Annotated in this window: 10 protein-coding genes; 6 read left to right on the top strand and 4 right to left on the bottom strand. The window is 66.4% G+C overall.

Annotation, left to right across the window (positions count from 1 at the left end; translation table 11 throughout):
* The first annotated feature begins 23 nt into the window (after positions 1-23).
* Positions 24-4,547, top strand: coding sequence for an ATP-dependent RNA helicase HrpA (hrpA, locus tag H3H39_RS04785; RefSeq protein ID WP_229217873.1), 4,524 nt, complete (start codon positions 24-26; stop codon positions 4,545-4,547).
* A gap of 77 nt (positions 4,548-4,624) precedes the next feature.
* On the opposite strand, the gene H3H39_RS04780 is transcribed toward hrpA, so the two are convergent.
* Positions 4,625-5,038 carry a PRC-barrel domain-containing protein gene (locus H3H39_RS04780; protein WP_182152166.1) on the bottom strand — a complete coding sequence of 138 codons (414 nt, stop codon included), beginning with the start codon at positions 5,036-5,038 and terminating at the stop codon, positions 4,625-4,627.
* 190 nt (positions 5,039-5,228) lie between these two features.
* Between H3H39_RS04780 and H3H39_RS04775 the strand changes: the two genes are divergently transcribed.
* Positions 5,229-6,386: an extracellular catalytic domain type 1 short-chain-length polyhydroxyalkanoate depolymerase gene (locus tag H3H39_RS04775; RefSeq protein WP_229217872.1), complete on the top strand. Its 1,158-nt coding sequence runs from the start codon at positions 5,229-5,231 to the stop codon at positions 6,384-6,386.
* A gap of 3 nt (positions 6,387-6,389) precedes the next feature.
* Here H3H39_RS04775 and H3H39_RS04770 read toward each other — a convergent pair whose 3' ends face one another.
* Positions 6,390-7,649: a putative Na+/H+ antiporter gene (locus H3H39_RS04770; RefSeq protein ID WP_182152165.1), complete on the bottom strand. Its 1,260-nt coding sequence runs from the start codon at positions 7,647-7,649 to the stop codon at positions 6,390-6,392.
* A gap of 193 nt (positions 7,650-7,842) precedes the next feature.
* Between H3H39_RS04770 and imuA the strand changes: the two genes are divergently transcribed.
* Both imuA and H3H39_RS04760 read left to right on the top strand, forming a co-directional pair.
* A complete protein-coding gene (imuA, locus tag H3H39_RS04765; protein WP_182152164.1) occupies positions 7,843-8,553 on the top strand; it encodes a translesion DNA synthesis-associated protein ImuA in 711 nt (236 codons plus the stop codon).
* Complete coding sequence (locus H3H39_RS04760; protein WP_182152163.1) at positions 8,483-9,964, top strand: Y-family DNA polymerase; 1,482 nt, start codon at positions 8,483-8,485, stop codon at positions 9,962-9,964. Before imuA ends, H3H39_RS04760 begins: the two co-directional genes overlap by 71 nt.
* 142 nt (positions 9,965-10,106) lie before the next feature.
* On the opposite strand, the gene H3H39_RS04755 is transcribed toward H3H39_RS04760, so the two are convergent.
* Complete coding sequence (locus H3H39_RS04755) at positions 10,107-10,457, bottom strand: hypothetical protein (protein WP_182152162.1); 351 nt, start codon at positions 10,455-10,457, stop codon at positions 10,107-10,109.
* A 66-nt stretch (positions 10,458-10,523) separates the two neighbouring features.
* Positions 10,524-12,452 (bottom strand): M61 family metallopeptidase, encoded by a 1,929-nt coding sequence (locus H3H39_RS04750; RefSeq protein ID WP_182152161.1) that lies wholly within the window; start codon positions 12,450-12,452, stop codon positions 10,524-10,526.
* 246 nt (positions 12,453-12,698) lie between these two features.
* Between H3H39_RS04750 and H3H39_RS04745 the strand changes: the two genes are divergently transcribed.
* Both H3H39_RS04745 and H3H39_RS04740 read left to right on the top strand, forming a co-directional pair.
* Positions 12,699-13,157 (top strand): Hsp20 family protein, encoded by a 459-nt coding sequence (locus H3H39_RS04745; protein ID WP_182152160.1) that lies wholly within the window; start codon positions 12,699-12,701, stop codon positions 13,155-13,157.
* Positions 13,158-13,365: 208 nt separating this feature from the next.
* On the top strand, positions 13,366-14,877 hold the full coding sequence (locus H3H39_RS04740) for a DegQ family serine endoprotease (protein WP_182152159.1): 1,512 nt from the start codon (positions 13,366-13,368) through the stop codon (positions 14,875-14,877).
* Positions 14,878-14,912 lie beyond the last annotated feature (35 nt).

The following is a 14,912-nucleotide window of genomic DNA, read 5'->3' as shown; positions in this document are numbered from 1 at the left end:
GCGCCAAATACATGTAAAAAACAATGTCAGAAATTAGTAACAAAGCCAGCCAGCCCGCCCAGAACCCGCCCGCCAACTCCTCCCGCAGCCAGCCCGCGCCGGACACCAGGCCAGCGCCGGGACAGTCGCGCCCGTCCGACGGCGGGCGGCAGGGCCAGCGCAACGCGCCGCGCCATGGGCAGCCGGGACAGCCGGGACAGCCGGGACAGCGATCGGCGGCCGCCCAGCCCGGCCCGCAAGGGCAGCGCGTGCCCCGTGCCGACGGCGCGCAGGGTGGGCAGGCAGCGCAAGGCCAGCGTGCACCGCGTGCCGACAGCGCGCAGGGGCAAGGCCAGCGCGCACCGCGTGCCGAAGCGGCTCCGGGGGCGCAGGCGCAGCGCGGGACACGGCCGGCCGGGCAACTGGGCGAAGCGCTGCGCGCGGCCCGTGGCGACGGCCAGCGTGGCGGCCAGGGCCAAGGGCGCCCGGAAGGGCAGGGCCAGCCGCGCCCCCCGCGCGCGCGCCTGACACCGGAAGAGCAGGCTGCCCGCGCGGCCGAGGCGGCGTTCCGTAATCCGCTGCCGCCGATCACCTATCCGGAAGATTTGCCCGTGTCGGGCCGCCGCCACGAGATCGCCGAGGCGTTGCAGAATAATCAGGTCATCATCGTCTGCGGCGAGACGGGCTCGGGTAAAACCACGCAGTTGCCCAAGATCTGCCTGGAGCTGGGCCGGGGCCAGGCCGGCCTGATCGGCCACACCCAGCCACGCCGGATCGCCGCCTCGTCCACCGCCAAGCGCATCGCCCAGGAGCTGGGCACGCCGCTGGGCGAAACGGTGGGCTTCAAGGTGCGTTTCGCCGACACGCTGACCCGGGGCGCCTCCGTCAAGCTGATGACGGACGGTATCCTGCTGGCCGAGACCCAGACCGATCCGCTGCTCAAGGGCTACGACACCATCATCATCGACGAGGCGCACGAACGCAGCCTCAACATCGACTTCCTGCTCGGTTACCTGAAACAGTTGCTGCCGCGCCGGCCGGACCTGAAGGTGATCATCACCTCGGCCACCATCGACGCCGAACGCTTCGCGCGCCACTTCGGCTCGCCGGACAAACCGGCGCCCGTGATCGAAGTATCGGGCCGCTTGTACCAGGTGGAAGTGCGCTACCGCCCGGTGGAGCGCGACCTGGTGACGGGCGACGCGCCCAAGCCGGCGGCCAAGGGTGCGCCCGCACGCGAGAATGCGCGTGACAGCGCACGCGACAAGCGCGACCTGATGGATGCCGTGGTCGATGGCGTGGACGAGCTGTGCCGCATCGGTTCCGGCGACGTGCTGGTGTTCTTGCCGGGCGAACGTGAAATCCGCGACGCGGCCGAGGCGCTGCGCAAGCACCATCCGCCGCACGTGGAAATCCTGCCGCTGTTCGCCCGCCTGTCGGCCGAGGAGCAGGAGCGCGTGTTCAAGCTGACCAACGCGCGCCGCATCGTGCTGGCCACCAACGTGGCGGAAACGTCGCTGACCGTGCCCGGCATCCGCTACGTGGTGGACGCGGGCCTGGCGCGCGTCAAGCGCTACAGCTACCGCAACAAGGTCGAGCAGTTGCAGATCGAACCGATCGCGCAGTCGGCCGCCAACCAGCGCGCCGGCCGTTGCGGCCGCGTGGCCGACGGCGTCTGCATCCGTTTATATGAAGAGCAGGATTTCCTGCAACGCCCCAAGTTCACGGAACCGGAGATTTTGCGTTCGTCGCTGGCCTCCGTCATCCTGCGCATGAAATCGCTGCACCTGACGGACGTGGAGACTTTCCCGTTCATCGAACCGCCGCTGGCGCGCGCCATCGCGGACGGCTACCAGTTGCTGCAGGAACTGGGCGCGGTGGACGAGTACAACCAGTTGACGGCATTGGGCAAGAAGCTGGCCAAGCTGCCGCTGGACCCGCGCGTGGGCCGCATGATCCTGGCCGCGCTCGACAACGTGTGCCTGAACGAAGTGCTGATCGTGGCCTCGGCCCTGTCGGTGCAGGACCCGCGCGACCGGCCGCTGGAACACCAGCAGGCGGCCGACGAGGCGCACAAGAAATTCGCCGACGAGAAGTCCGAATTCCTCAGCTACATCAAGATCTGGAAATGGTTTGAGTCGGCCATCGAGCACAAGAAGACCAACCGCCAGTTGCAGGACAATTGCCGCAGCAATTTCCTGTCCCAATTGCGCTTGCGCGAGTGGCGCGACGTGCATTCGCAACTGCTGACCATCGTCAAGGAGCAGGGCTGGCGCTTGAACGACACGCCGGCCACCTATGAAAACCTGCACCTGGCGCTGCTGACCGGCCTGCTGGGCAACATCGGCTTCAAGTCCGAGGACGAGCCGGGTGCCGGCTTCCTGGGCGCACGCGGCATCAAGTTCCATATCTGGCCCGGCTCCTCGCTGCTGAAAAAACCGGGCAAGTGGATCATGGCCGCCGAGCTGGTCGACACCACGCGGCTGTACGCGCGCTGCGTGGCCCAGATCCAGCCCGAGTGGCTGGAAAAAGTGGGCGGCCACTTGTTGAAAAAATCGTGGGGCGAGCCGCGCTGGGAAAAGCGTTCCGCGCAGGTCACGGCGTCCGAGCGCGCCACCCTGTACGGGCTGGTGGTGTACAGCCAGCGCCGCATCAACTACGGTCTGTTCAACCCGGCCGAGGCGCGCGAAATCTTCATCCGCGACGCGCTGGTGGGCGGCGATTACGACACGCGCGCGCCGTTCTTCGCGCACAACCACAAGCTGGTCAAGGAAATCGAAAACCTGGAACACAAGTCGCGCCGGCTCGACGTGCTGGTGGACGATGAATTGATCGCCGCCTTCTACGACAAGCTGATTCCGGCCGACGTGGTCAACGGCGCCGGTTTCGAAAAATGGCACAAGGACGCCACGGCGGCCGAACCCAAGCTGCTGTACCTCAATCGCGACGAGCTGATGCGCCACGAGGCGGCCGGCGTGACCACCGACCTGTTCCCGAAAATGATGGCGGTGACGGGCCTGGAAATGCAGCTGACCTATCACTTCGAGCCGGGCAGCGTGCGCGATGGCGTGACCATGGCCGTGCCGCTCTATGCGCTGAACCAGTTACCGCGCGAGCGTTGCGAATGGCTGGTGCCGGGCATGCTGAAGGAAAAAGTACACCTGCTGCTCAAGTCGCTGCCGCAAAAGCTGCGCCGCCATTGCGTGCCGCTGCCCGATTACGCGGCCAAGTTCTGCGAGCGGGTGCAGGATGCGGGAACGTTCGGACGTGGCGACCTGATCGACGCCATCATCGCTGACATCCGCGCCCAGATCACGATTTCCGTGCTGACCACAGACTTCAAACCGGAAACGCTGCCCGCCCACCACTTCATGAACTTCAAGGTGATCGACGAGCATGGCCGCCAACTGGAGATGGGGCGTAACCTGGCCACCCTGCAGGCCGAGTTCGGCACGCAGGCGCGCGAGAGTTTCCAGAAGATGGCCGAGGTATCGGGCGCGCAGGGCGTCAGCATGCGCGCACTGGGCACGGGCGGCGCATTGCCGGCGGCGGGGCGGGGCGCCAGTGCTGGCGCTGGCAAGCAGGCGCAGGGTGGCCCGGGCGGCATGGACGGAGCAGGGACGCAAGGCGTGGGCGCCAAGGGCAAAGGTGGCGCGTCCACCGGCGCGGCCGATGGCGCGGCCAATGGCGGCCAAGGCACGTCCACCGATGGCATCACACTGACCGGTCTGACCAGCTGGACCTTTGGGGAATTGCCGGAACTGCTGGAAATCGCCCAAGGCAAGCTGACCTTGATCGGCTTCCCCGCGCTGGTGGACAAGGGCGCGCACTGCGACCTGGAAGTGTTCGACGACCCCACCGTGGCCGCGCGCACCCATCGCGTGGGCTTGCGTCGCCTGTTCGCGCTGCAGCTCAAGGATCAGATCAAGTTCATCGAAAAAAGCATCCCTGGCCTGCAACAGATGGGCATGCAGTACATGGCCATGGGCACGCAGGAAGAGTTGCGCGACCAGATCATCAACAAGGCGCTCGATATCGCCTGCCTGCAAGATCCGTTGCCCATCGACGCTGCTTCGTTCGCCAAACGCAAGGACGAGGGCAAGTCACGGCTGGTGTTGTTGGTGAATGAAATCGCCCGCCTGTTGGCGCAGGTGCTGACGGAATTCCACGGCTTGCCCAAGCGCCTGCAAGGATTGCAGCCTCAAGCGGCGGCCGACATGCAAAGCCAGTTGCAGGGCCTGGTCCACAAGCGCTTCCTGTCCGAGAACGAATACAGCCAGCTCGCGCATTTCCCCCGTTACCTGAAGGCCATCAACGTGCGCATCGAAAAGCTGCGCGCCGATCCGGCCCGCGATGCCAAGCTGATGGCGGAATGGCAGCAGGCCGCCACGCCGTATCTGCGCGCCAGCAAGGACCGCCAGGCCGGCAAGAACACCGACCCGAAAATGGTCGAGTTCCGCTGGATGCTGGAGGAGTTGCGCGTCTCGCTGTTCGCGCAGGAGCTGCGCACACCCATGCCCGTGTCCGTCAAGCGGCTGCAAAAAGTGTGGGAGTCCATGCTGCGTTAAGCGCCGGCGCCAGCCATGGCGCCGCTGGCTACCGGCATGCGCGCCCATGACTGACGGGCGTGCCAGAGGTGGAAGGATCAGTGGTGGCTGGTGCCTGGGCCGCTGCCGTAGAACGTGCGCACCTGGCTGGCCCAGTCGTCCATGGTCATGTCGGGCCAGTCGTCCTTGTCGAAGCCGGGCGCGTTCTTCAGCGTTTCCTTGTCCACGTCCAGCACGAAACGCTTGTTGACAGTGTCGAGCGACAGCCTTTCCCATGGCACGGCGAACAGTTTTTCGCCGATGCCGATGATGCCGCCAAACGACAGCACGGCATACGCCACTTCGCCGGTCTGCATGTCGAGCATGATTTCCTTGATGTCGCCCAGGTCTTCATCATTCTGGTTGTACACGTCTTCACCAATCAGCGTGTCTGCACCCATCAGGCGAGGGCCGGGGCCGCTCTTGTCCGAGTGCTTGTAGATACCGAAAACGTCACGGTCGAGATAGCTCATGATGGTCTCCTTATGTGCAATATACCGCTCCGGAATGCAGCGGATTCGGTCAGGATACCCCTGGAGACTGGCGCGTGTTTGATTCGTTCAATCGTGCTCACGTCACTGCGGCGGTACGTGCTCCAGCGTACGGACGGGCGCACCGGGTCCACGTTACATTGCCTGTTCCTTGCAGCATGCGGCGGTGAACATGATGGTCAAACGTGCCGCTGGCTTGCGGTTCTTGCGTGGTCTGGTACGGTCCGGTATGGCACAGCAGCGCGCCGTCGGCAAGGTCGTGGCGCAGCTGCTGGCGGGCCCCACGGCCAAGCCCAAATCGACGGCCAAATCGACGGCCAAGTCGACAGTGCGGCCGGCGCGGAAGACGGCCGCCGCACCGGCATCGTTGCCGGCAAAAGTGGCGGCGCCCCATGTACCGGCGTCGCCCGGCAAATGGCTGGCGTCGCATTACACGGCGCCTGCGCTCGGCGGCGTTGGCGCGGCGCGGCGCATGAGCTACTGGCTCTATCTGCCCGAGCAGGCGCCTGATCCGGCCAGCGCCGGCTTGCCGCTGGTGGTGCTGCTGCATGGCTGCCAGCAGACGGCCACCCAGCTGGCGCAAGGGACGCGGATGAACCAGTTGGCCGAGCGCAGCGGCTGTGCCGTGCTGTATCCGCAGCAGCGCGTCAGCAGCCATGCCCAGCGTTGCTGGAAATGGTTCGACCATGCCACCCAGCTGGGCGGCGGCGATGTGCCCATGATCGTTGGCATCATCGACAAGGTGCAGCGCCAGTATGGGCTGGACCGTAGCCGCATCTATATCGCCGGCATGTCGGCCGGCGCAGGCATGGCGCATATCGTCGCGCTCAACCATCCCGATCTGATCGCGGCGGTGGGCCTCCATTCCGGGCCCGCGTTCGGCGCCGGCCACAGCGTGATGGGCGCGCTCGGTGTGCTGCAGCACGGCGCCGGCGCCCGGGGCGAGCACGCGATCCGCGACCTGTTGCAGCGGCGGCCGCCGTTTCCCGGTATGCCGACCATCCTGATCCAGGGGGAAGTTGACCGCGTGGTCCGGCCCATCAATCAGCGCCAGTTGCTGGAGCAGGGCTTGTTGCTGAACGGGCTGCCGGCTGGCATGGCGGCCAAGGTCAGCAGTGTGCCGGGCGGTCGCGCCGGCAGCCGCAAGGCGCACCAGATCCAGGACTATTACGTTGGGCGTACCTTGTTGCTCAGGGTGGCGCGGATCGCCCAGCTGGAGCATGCCTGGAGCGGGGGCGACCCGGCTGTGCCGTTCCATGCCAGCGGCGGTCCGGACGCGGGCCAGATGATGCTGGATTTTTTTGCGCGCCACCGGCGCGCGCCCGCGTGAGGGCTACAGCAGGAACGCCAGCGCTGCCACGGCCGTGGGCGCCAGCGCGCCCAGCAGCAGGCCCACGGCGCCGATCGATTCATCCTGGAAACCGCGCCGCAACAGCGACACGCCGGCCGGATTGGGCGCGTTGGCGATCACGGTCAGGCCGCCGCCGGCCACGGCGCCGGCCACCAGCATGTACTGTGATTGGGCGGAGATGCCCTGGATCAGCGAGCCGAGATAGGTCAGGGCGGCGTTGTCGGTGATGGCCGTCAGGCCCAGCGCGCTGAAGAACAGGGCCACGGGCGGCAGGCCGGAGACGATAGGCTGCAGCCACCATTGCTGCATGCCGCCCAGTACCACCAGCCCCGCCAGGAAAAAGCCTACCAGCAAGGCTTCCTTGATGATCAACGGCTGCTGGTAGCGTTCATACGCCTGGGTAAAACCGAGGAACAGCAGGAAAATACCGAGGAACAGCACTGGATGGTGACCCAGCACCACCACGGCGGCCAGGAAGGCCAGGTGGATGGCGGCCACGGCCAGCGGCACGGGCGGTGCGGCCGGCGCGGCCTGCGCGCCGGCCTGTGCGGCTGCTGTGGGCACCTGGCCGCGCAGCAGGAAGGTCGCGACGGTGGCGTTGCACAGCACGGCCACGGCGGCCTTCCAGCCGAAGTGGCTGGCCATGAAGGCGCTGTCCCACTGCCAGGTGGCGGCCACCATCAGCACGGGCGGCGCGGCATAGGCCGTCAGCGTGCCGCCGATCGAGACGTTGACGAACAACACGCCCAGCGCCGCATACTTCAGCCATTCCGGCATACCTTGGCGGAACACTTGCGGCGCCAGCATCAGCGCGGCCAGCGTCATGGCGGCCGGTTCCGTGATCAACGAACCCATCAGCGGCACCAGCGCCAGGCCGAACCAGACCAGCGTCAGTTCCGCGCGCAGCGGCACCAGCCGGGCCAGCAGCCGCAAAGTGCGCTGCACGATGTCGAGCACGGGCCGCGAGGCGGCCACCACCATGACGACGAACACGAACAGCGGTTCCGTGTACTGGCGCGTTTCCGCATAGTCGATGGCGGCCTGGCCGCCCTGCAGCAGGGCCATGGCCAGCACCAGCACGAAGGCCCAGAAGCCGAACACCACTTCCACTTCGCCCAGCAGGTGGAACAGGCCGGCGTGGCGCGGGTGGCGGTGGGCCAGCACTTCGAACGACTTGGCGGCGAAGGTGTGCAGCAGCGCCACGCCGAACAGGGCGGCACCGATCAGTTGCATCGTATTCATGGCTTATTTGTTGGTTGGAGGTATCGCCACTATGTTACAGCATGGGCAAGGTTTCCAATATTCAAAGGGTTCTCAATATTCAAAGCGCATTCGGCGGCAGATAATCCTTGCCAAAACAGGGCCCGAATAGTACTGTGTATTTATACAGTACTTTGCTTTTGAATTTATCTCGCATTCTCTATCTTCTATCCTCATGTCCTGCTCCGCTCTCATTGCCGCGCCCGAAGCCGTGCATCCGTCGTTATGGCTCGCTTCGCAACTGGCGCACAGCAGCACCCGCTGTGTCGATACGGGCTATGCAGCCCTGTCGGCCCAGTTGCCGGGTGGCGGCTGGCCGCTGGGCACGCTGATCGACTTGCTGGTGCAGCAGCCCGGCAGCGGCGAGTTGCGGCTGCTGCGGCCGGCCCTGGCCAGTCTTGGCCAGCGTTCCATTGTGCTGCTGCAGCCGCCCCACGTGCCGCAGGCGCTGGCGCTGGCCGCGCTGGGTGTGCCGCCGTCGCAGCTGATCTGGATCCGCAGTGGCGCCAAAAGCACCGACGCCCTGTGGGCGGCGGAACAGGTGTTGCGCAGCGGCTGCTGCGGCGCACTCTTACTGTGGCAGACCCACGCGCGCGGCGAAACGCTGCGTCGGCTGCACCTGGCGGCCCAGAGCGGCGATACGCTGTTCTGCATGTTGCGGCCGCTGGCGGCCGCGCAGGATGCGTCGCCGGCGCCGCTGCGGCTGCCGCTGCGGCCGGCGGCCGGCGGCATCGAGCTGGGCTTCGTCAAGCGCCGGGGACCGCAGCGCGATGCGCCGCTGTTCCTGCCCCTCACTCCTTCTTTGTTGCAGCGCCATGCGTCTCTGGATCGGCCTTTACCTGCCCCGGCTCCCGCTCGAAGTGTTTTGCCCGCGCTGGTCGGCTGACCAGGGCAGCGTGGTGCTGGAACAGGAGCGTGTGCTGGCCGCCTCGCCGCAGGCGCAGGCGGCCGGTGTGCGGCCGGGCATGCGGCGCGGTGGCGCGCTGATGCTGGCGCCGCAAGCCCAGTTGCACCAGCGGGCGCCCACGCTGGAGGCGGAGGCCTTGCAGGCGGTGGCCATGGCGCTGCTGCAATTCACGCCCCAGGTGGCCGAGGGCGAGGAGGCGACGCTGTTGATGGATGTGGGCGCCAGCCTGCGCCTGTTCGGCGGCGTGCGCGCCCTGTGCCGGCAAGTGCTGGCCAGCTTGCAGGCGCTGGGTTTCACGGCCGCGTTGGGCTGCGCGCCCACGGCACGCGGCGCCTGGCTGCTGGCCCGTAGCGGCGGCGGGCGCGGCTTGACAATGGCGACGCTGGAACGGCGCCTGGCGCGTTTGCCGTGCAGTCTGCTGCCGCCGGCACGGCCTTACCTGAGCTGGTTCGAAGGCATAGGCTGCCTGACCGTGGGCGAGTTGCGCCGCCTGCCCCGCCCCGGCCTGCAACGCCGCTGCGGCCGGGCCCTGCTCGACATGCTCGATGGCGCGCATGGCCAGACGGCCGAGCTGTTCGAATGGCTGGCCGCGCCGGAAAGCTTCCGCGCCAAGGTGGAACTGTTCGACCGGGTCGAGCATGCGGAAGCGCTGCTGTTCGGCGCGCACCGGTTGCTGTTGCAGATGACGGGGTGGCTGTGCGCGCGCCAGTTCGCCGTCGAGCGCGTGAGCCTGGCGCTGGAGCATGAACGGGGCAGGGTGGCGCGCCCGCCCACCATGCTGGAAATCGTGCTGGCCGAACCGACCTGGCGCGCCGAACACCTGCTGCGCCTGCTCAAGGAGCGGTTGGCCAAGCTGGTGCTGGAAGCGCCCGTGATCGGTCTGTGCCTGGAGGCGCCGCAGGTGCGGCCCATGATGCCGCCCAGCGAGTCGCTGTTTCCCGAACCGGGCGGCAGCAAGGAGGACCGGCAGCGGCTGTTCGAACTGCTGGTGGCGCGGCTGGGGCCGGACAATGTGTTGCAGGCCGTGCCGCTGGCGGATTACCGGCCGGAACTGGCCAATCAGTGGGTCAGCGTGCAGGAAAAGATCCGCCCGGCCGACGCCCGCGCCCAACTGCCGCCGGACATGCCCAGCCTGCCCCGGCCGGCTTGGCTGCTGGCCAAGCCGGTCGCGCTGCTGATGCGCGACCATCGGCCATTCTATGGTTCACCGTTGAAAATGATGTCGAGTGGCGAGCGCATCGAGGCGGGCTGGTGGAGCCAGACCCAGACCCGCGACTATTTCATCGCCGAAGGCCAGGACCATGCGCATTACTGGGTGTACCGTGAACGGCTGGCCAGCGCGGACGGGCAGGCCGAGCCGCGCTGGTATCTGCACGGCTTGTTTGGCTAGGGGGAGATGCGGGGCGGGGCGGGACGGCGCCCGCGCGGCAAGTGTGGCATAGAGTCAGGCAGTGCATCAGCAGATGCACCGCGCAAGGCGCGCACGCGCGCGTGGGCGGCCAGCGCCTCGCGCGTGCAGCTTGCTGTCGTGCTCAATCGTCGTCGTTGAATTCTTCGGCCAGATCTTTCCAGCCTTTGCCGGCCGCGTAGGCGTTGAATTCGTCGGGCGCTTCCAGCACCATCAGTTTGTTTTCCTGCAGCACGGAGTCGCCTGGCGTGAGCACGGGACCTTTGTAGCCGGTGGTGCGCAACTGGGCCACGATGGCCGCGATCAGGGTCTTGTCCTTGTGCAGGCCGGCGATGGAGCCGGCGAAATCCACGTACACGTCGATGGCGCCGTAACCTTCGTCGAAGATGCGGATCGCCTTGATGTCGTGGGCACGGCCGGAGCCGTCGGTGGCCTTGAACGGGCCGCTGAGCTGGATGTCGGTGTCTTTGTTCATATTGTTAGCATACACCATCGGGCGGTGGCGCAGGTCGCGCCACCGCCGGGCCTCGCCGCTGAACGCTTATTTCAGCGGTTGCAGGATGGCGCTCAGCCGGTCCGGCGTGCCGGGTATGCGTTCCAGGCGTGGATACTTCAAGCCGTCGCGGTAGTCGAGCGCGATGGTGCGGTACAGATTGCCCTTCCTGACCAGCAATTCGATGGGCTGCTTGCCATCCTTGGCGGCCGTGATGGCGGCCCGCAGCAGGTCGGCCTTGTAGGCGCGGCCATTGACGGCCAGCAGCATCGTATTGCCCGACAGGCCGGCGCGAAAGCCTGGGCCTTCCCAGCGCAGCGCTTCGATCCGGCCTTCCGCGCTCACCGAGAAACCCAGCGAATATTGGAAGTTGGCCCACTTGCTCTGATCTTCCTGCGACTTCAGGAAATCGGTGGGCTTGTCGGCGTACACCAGTTTCCAGCCGGCGCGGGTCAGGCCATCCAGCGGGGCGCCGGGACCGTGGCCATCGAGCCGCGCGCGCAGGAAGCTGGCCCAGTCGTATGCCTGCACCGCGTTCAGCGCCTGTACCACGTCCTCGAAGGTGTAGTGACTGGCCACGCTGACACCGTCGTCCACGCCGAAGAAGCTGCGCGCGAAGTCGTTCAACGAGCGGCGCTCGCCGGACATTTCGCGGATCTTGGTATCCACGTCGAGCCAGATCAGCGCACCTTCCGAGTAATAGTCCTCGGCGCGCTGCCAGTTGCTCCACGGCTGCGGACGGCGGGAGTTGATGATGGGATCGTTCGTCGTGTCCTGCACGGCGCGCCAGTCGCGGCCCTGCACCGTGTCGTAGCGGGCGGCCATGGCGGCGAACAGGTCGCGCATGTGTTCCATCTTGATCAGGCCGCTGCGGGCCGACAGCACCTCGCCCCAATACTGGGTTTGGCCCTCGTACACCCACAGCAGGGAATTCTGCAGCGGCGTGTTGAAGTCGGGTACATCCTGGCCGGCCGGACGGCGGAACTTGCCGTTCCACGAGTGGGCGAATTCATGGGGCAGTAAGCTGCGCTCGCCTTCGTTCTTGGCCCAGTCCGTGAAGTAGCCCGTCCTCAGCCCATTCTCGCTGGACTGATGGTGTTCGCGGCCGATGCCGCCGAACTCATCGCTCAGGGCGAGCAGGAAATCGTAGTGCGCGTAATGCTGCGAGTTGAACAGCTTGAGCGCTTGCGCGACCATGGCGCGGTGCAGTTCGATCTGCTCCGGCCTGGCCTCCAGCGCTTCGGCCGTGTCGGCCACCAGGTCCAGGTGCACGGGCACCCTGGCGCCTGGCGCCAGGTCGAAGCGGCGGAAATAGCGGCCCGCGAACAGGGGCGAGTCGACCAGCTTTTCCAGGTCCAGCGGCTGGAACACCACCTCGTCGCCGGTGCGCTGGGCCGTCTCCAGCGCCGTGCCGTATTGCCAGCCGGCAGGCAGCGTCAGCTTGGGCTGGACGGTGATGGCGCGCGTGCGGTAGCCGGCCGGGTATAGCGCCATCGCGTGCCACTGCACGCCGAGCATCTCGCCGGTCATGGTGGTGCGGCCCTGGTTGGCTTCCAGCGGCGACAGGTATTGGTATTCCGCTTCCAGCGTGGTGGCGCCGGCCGGCACCTCGACATGGAAGGCATACATGTTGACCATGTCGCGCAACCAGTCGAGTGACTTGCCGTCCACGGTCAGCTTGAGGCCGGCGAACTGGTTGAGCGGGCCGCTGGGGCCGTGATTGCCCGGCACCCACTGCGGATAGAGCAGCGTCAGCTTGCCGGGACGGACGGGAATGCTCTCACGGATGCGGAAAATCTGTTGGGCCGTATTGCTGGCGTCAACCTTCAGGACGATGGTGCCAGGATAAGGCTGGTCAGCTGGAGCCGGGATGGTGTCGGCATGCGCGGCGAGGCCGGTGGCCAGCAAGGCCGCCAGCAGCGCGGCGGCGCGCAGGCGAGGCAGACGGGACGGGGATACAGTCTTGGTCGCGGTCATGTTCAGTGACGATGGCAATGGCAGTGGGGGCAAGCTGGCGAGTGTAGCACGGGGGAAACTAACCAATCTCGCCATAGTGAGGTCGGCTTGAGGACAAAAAATTTTTGAAAAATTTTTGCCGTCTGGGGATGGTGGTCCGATTTTTCAAGATCTTGAAACCCCCGCCGCACGCCGTATATGGGACTCAGTGGTTGCCCAGAAGGGGACCACACCCTTATATCGCTTAACTTGAAAAGGATATCCATCATGCGTACTTTCGACCTGACTCCCCTGTACCGTTCCGCCATTGGTTTTGACCGTCTGGCCCAGCTGCTCAATGACGCGCAGCGCGGCGACAGCCAGCCCAGCTATCCACCCTACAACATCGAACTCGTGTCCGAAGACAAGTACCGCATCGTGATGGCACTGGCCGGCTTCGACCGCGCCGAGATCGACATCACGGCCGAGCGCGACACGCTGCACATCGTGGGCCGCAAGCAGCGCGACGGCGCCGAGCGCACTTATCTGCACCGCGGCATCGCGGCGCGCGACTTCGAGCAACGCTTCCAGCTGGCCAACCACGTCAAGGTGACCGGTGCCGCGTTCGAGAATGGCATGCTGACCATCGAGCTGGTGCGTGAAGTGCCCGAGGCGTTCAAGCCCCGCAAGATCGTCATCGGCGGTGACAACGTGACTTCGCTGGAACAGCCACGCCAGGCCGCATAACGCGGTCGAGCCAGGGGCGAGGGGCGACGCTCCGTCCCCCCGCAACACAATCCGCAGCAAGACACTGGCCGGCTCGTCCGGCCAGCGCCGTTTGTGCCGCCGCCGGCCTGCATGGCCGCAACGGATGGTACCCAAAGTTAAGCGGCGCCTAAGTCTTGTGCTCCATATTGGATACGTCAACAACCTCATTCAATTCAGGAGTGCCGCAATGTCTCAAACTACTCTGTTCGGATCGATGACCGTCAAGCGTCTTACCTTGGCAGTGGCCGCCGCGGGCGTGCTCGCCGCGGGAGGTGCGATCGCAGTTCATCAAAACAACGCCGTGGCCGCCGCCGCGCCCGGCCTGACCGTGGCCTCGGCCGCCGCACCGGTGGCCGCCCCCGTGCCCGCGCCGCTCATGACGCTGCCTGACTTCAGCGTCATCGCCGCCCACAACGGCCCGGCCGTGGTCAATATCAGCGTCACGGGTTCCACCAAAACGGCCATGGACATGGGTGACCAGGCCAGCCGCCGTGGCGACCCGTTCGGCGACGACCCGTTCTTCGAATTCTTCCGCCGCTTCCAGGGCCAGCAGCGCGGCATGCGCGAAGTGCCCACCCATGGCGTGGGCTCCGGTTTCATCATCAGCCCGGACGGCGTGATCCTCACCAACGCCCACGTGGTGCGCGATGCCAGCGAAGTGAGCGTGAAGCTGACAGACCGCCGGGAATTCCGCGCCAAGGTGCTCGGTTCCGACCCCAAGACCGACGTGGCCGTGCTGAAGATCGACGCCAAGAACCTGCCCGTGGTGCCGCTGGCCAAAGCCAACGACTTGAGAGTGGGTGAATGGGTGCTGGCCATCGGTTCGCCGTACGGCCTGGAGAGCACGGTGACGGCCGGCGTGGTCAGCGCCAAAGGCCGCTCGTTGCCGGACGGTAATGTGCCCTTCATCCAGACCGACGTGGCCGTCAACCCCGGCAACTCGGGCGGTCCGCTGTTCAACACGCGCGGCGAAGTGGTGGGCATCAACTCCCAGATCTACAGCCAGACGGGGGGCTACCAGGGCCTGTCGTTCGCCATTCCGATCGACGTGGCCAACAAGGTCAAGGACCAGATCGTCGCCACCGGCAAGGTGGTGCACGCCAAACTGGGCGTGTCGGTGCAGGAAGTGAACCAGGGCTTCGCCGACTCGTTCGGCCTGCCCACGCCGGAAGGGGCGCTGGTGTCGAACGTGGAGCGGGGCAGCGCGGCCGAGAAGGCTGGCCTCAAGCCTGGCGACGTGATCCGCAAGCTCAATGGCCAGACCGTGGTCAGCTCGGGTGACTTGCCCGCTATCGTGGGCCTGGCCACGCCCGGGGATAAAGTGGCGCTGCAGGTCTGGCGTCAGGGCAAATCGGTGGACTTGACGGCCACCCTGGCCAATGCCGCCGACAAGACGGCCGACGCCGACCAGCCCGCCCATGGCGCCAGCGCCAAGCTGAAGCTGGGCCTGGCCCTGCGTCCGCTGGACCCGCAGGAGAAGCGTGAATCCGGCCTGGCTGGCGGCCTGCTGATCGAAGATGCGGGTGGCGCTGCCGCCAACGCGGGCGTGCAGCCGGGCGACGTGTTGCTGTCCGTGAACGGCCGGCCCGTCACCAGCATTGAACAGGTACGCGAAGTGGTGGCCAAGTCCGACAAGTCGGTGGCCTTGCTGATCCAGCGCGGGGATGAGAAGATCTTCATTCCCGTGCGGCTGGGCTGATTCCCGCACCGGCGGGGCGCGACAACAAAAACAGA

Origin of the sequence: Rugamonas apoptosis (genome assembly GCF_014042355.1) — a bacterium.
Lineage (GTDB): Bacteria > Pseudomonadota > Gammaproteobacteria > Burkholderiales > Burkholderiaceae_D > Rugamonas > Rugamonas apoptosis.
Note: the sequence above shows the minus strand (reverse complement) of the source record. Positions and strands in the feature narration are given on the sequence as shown.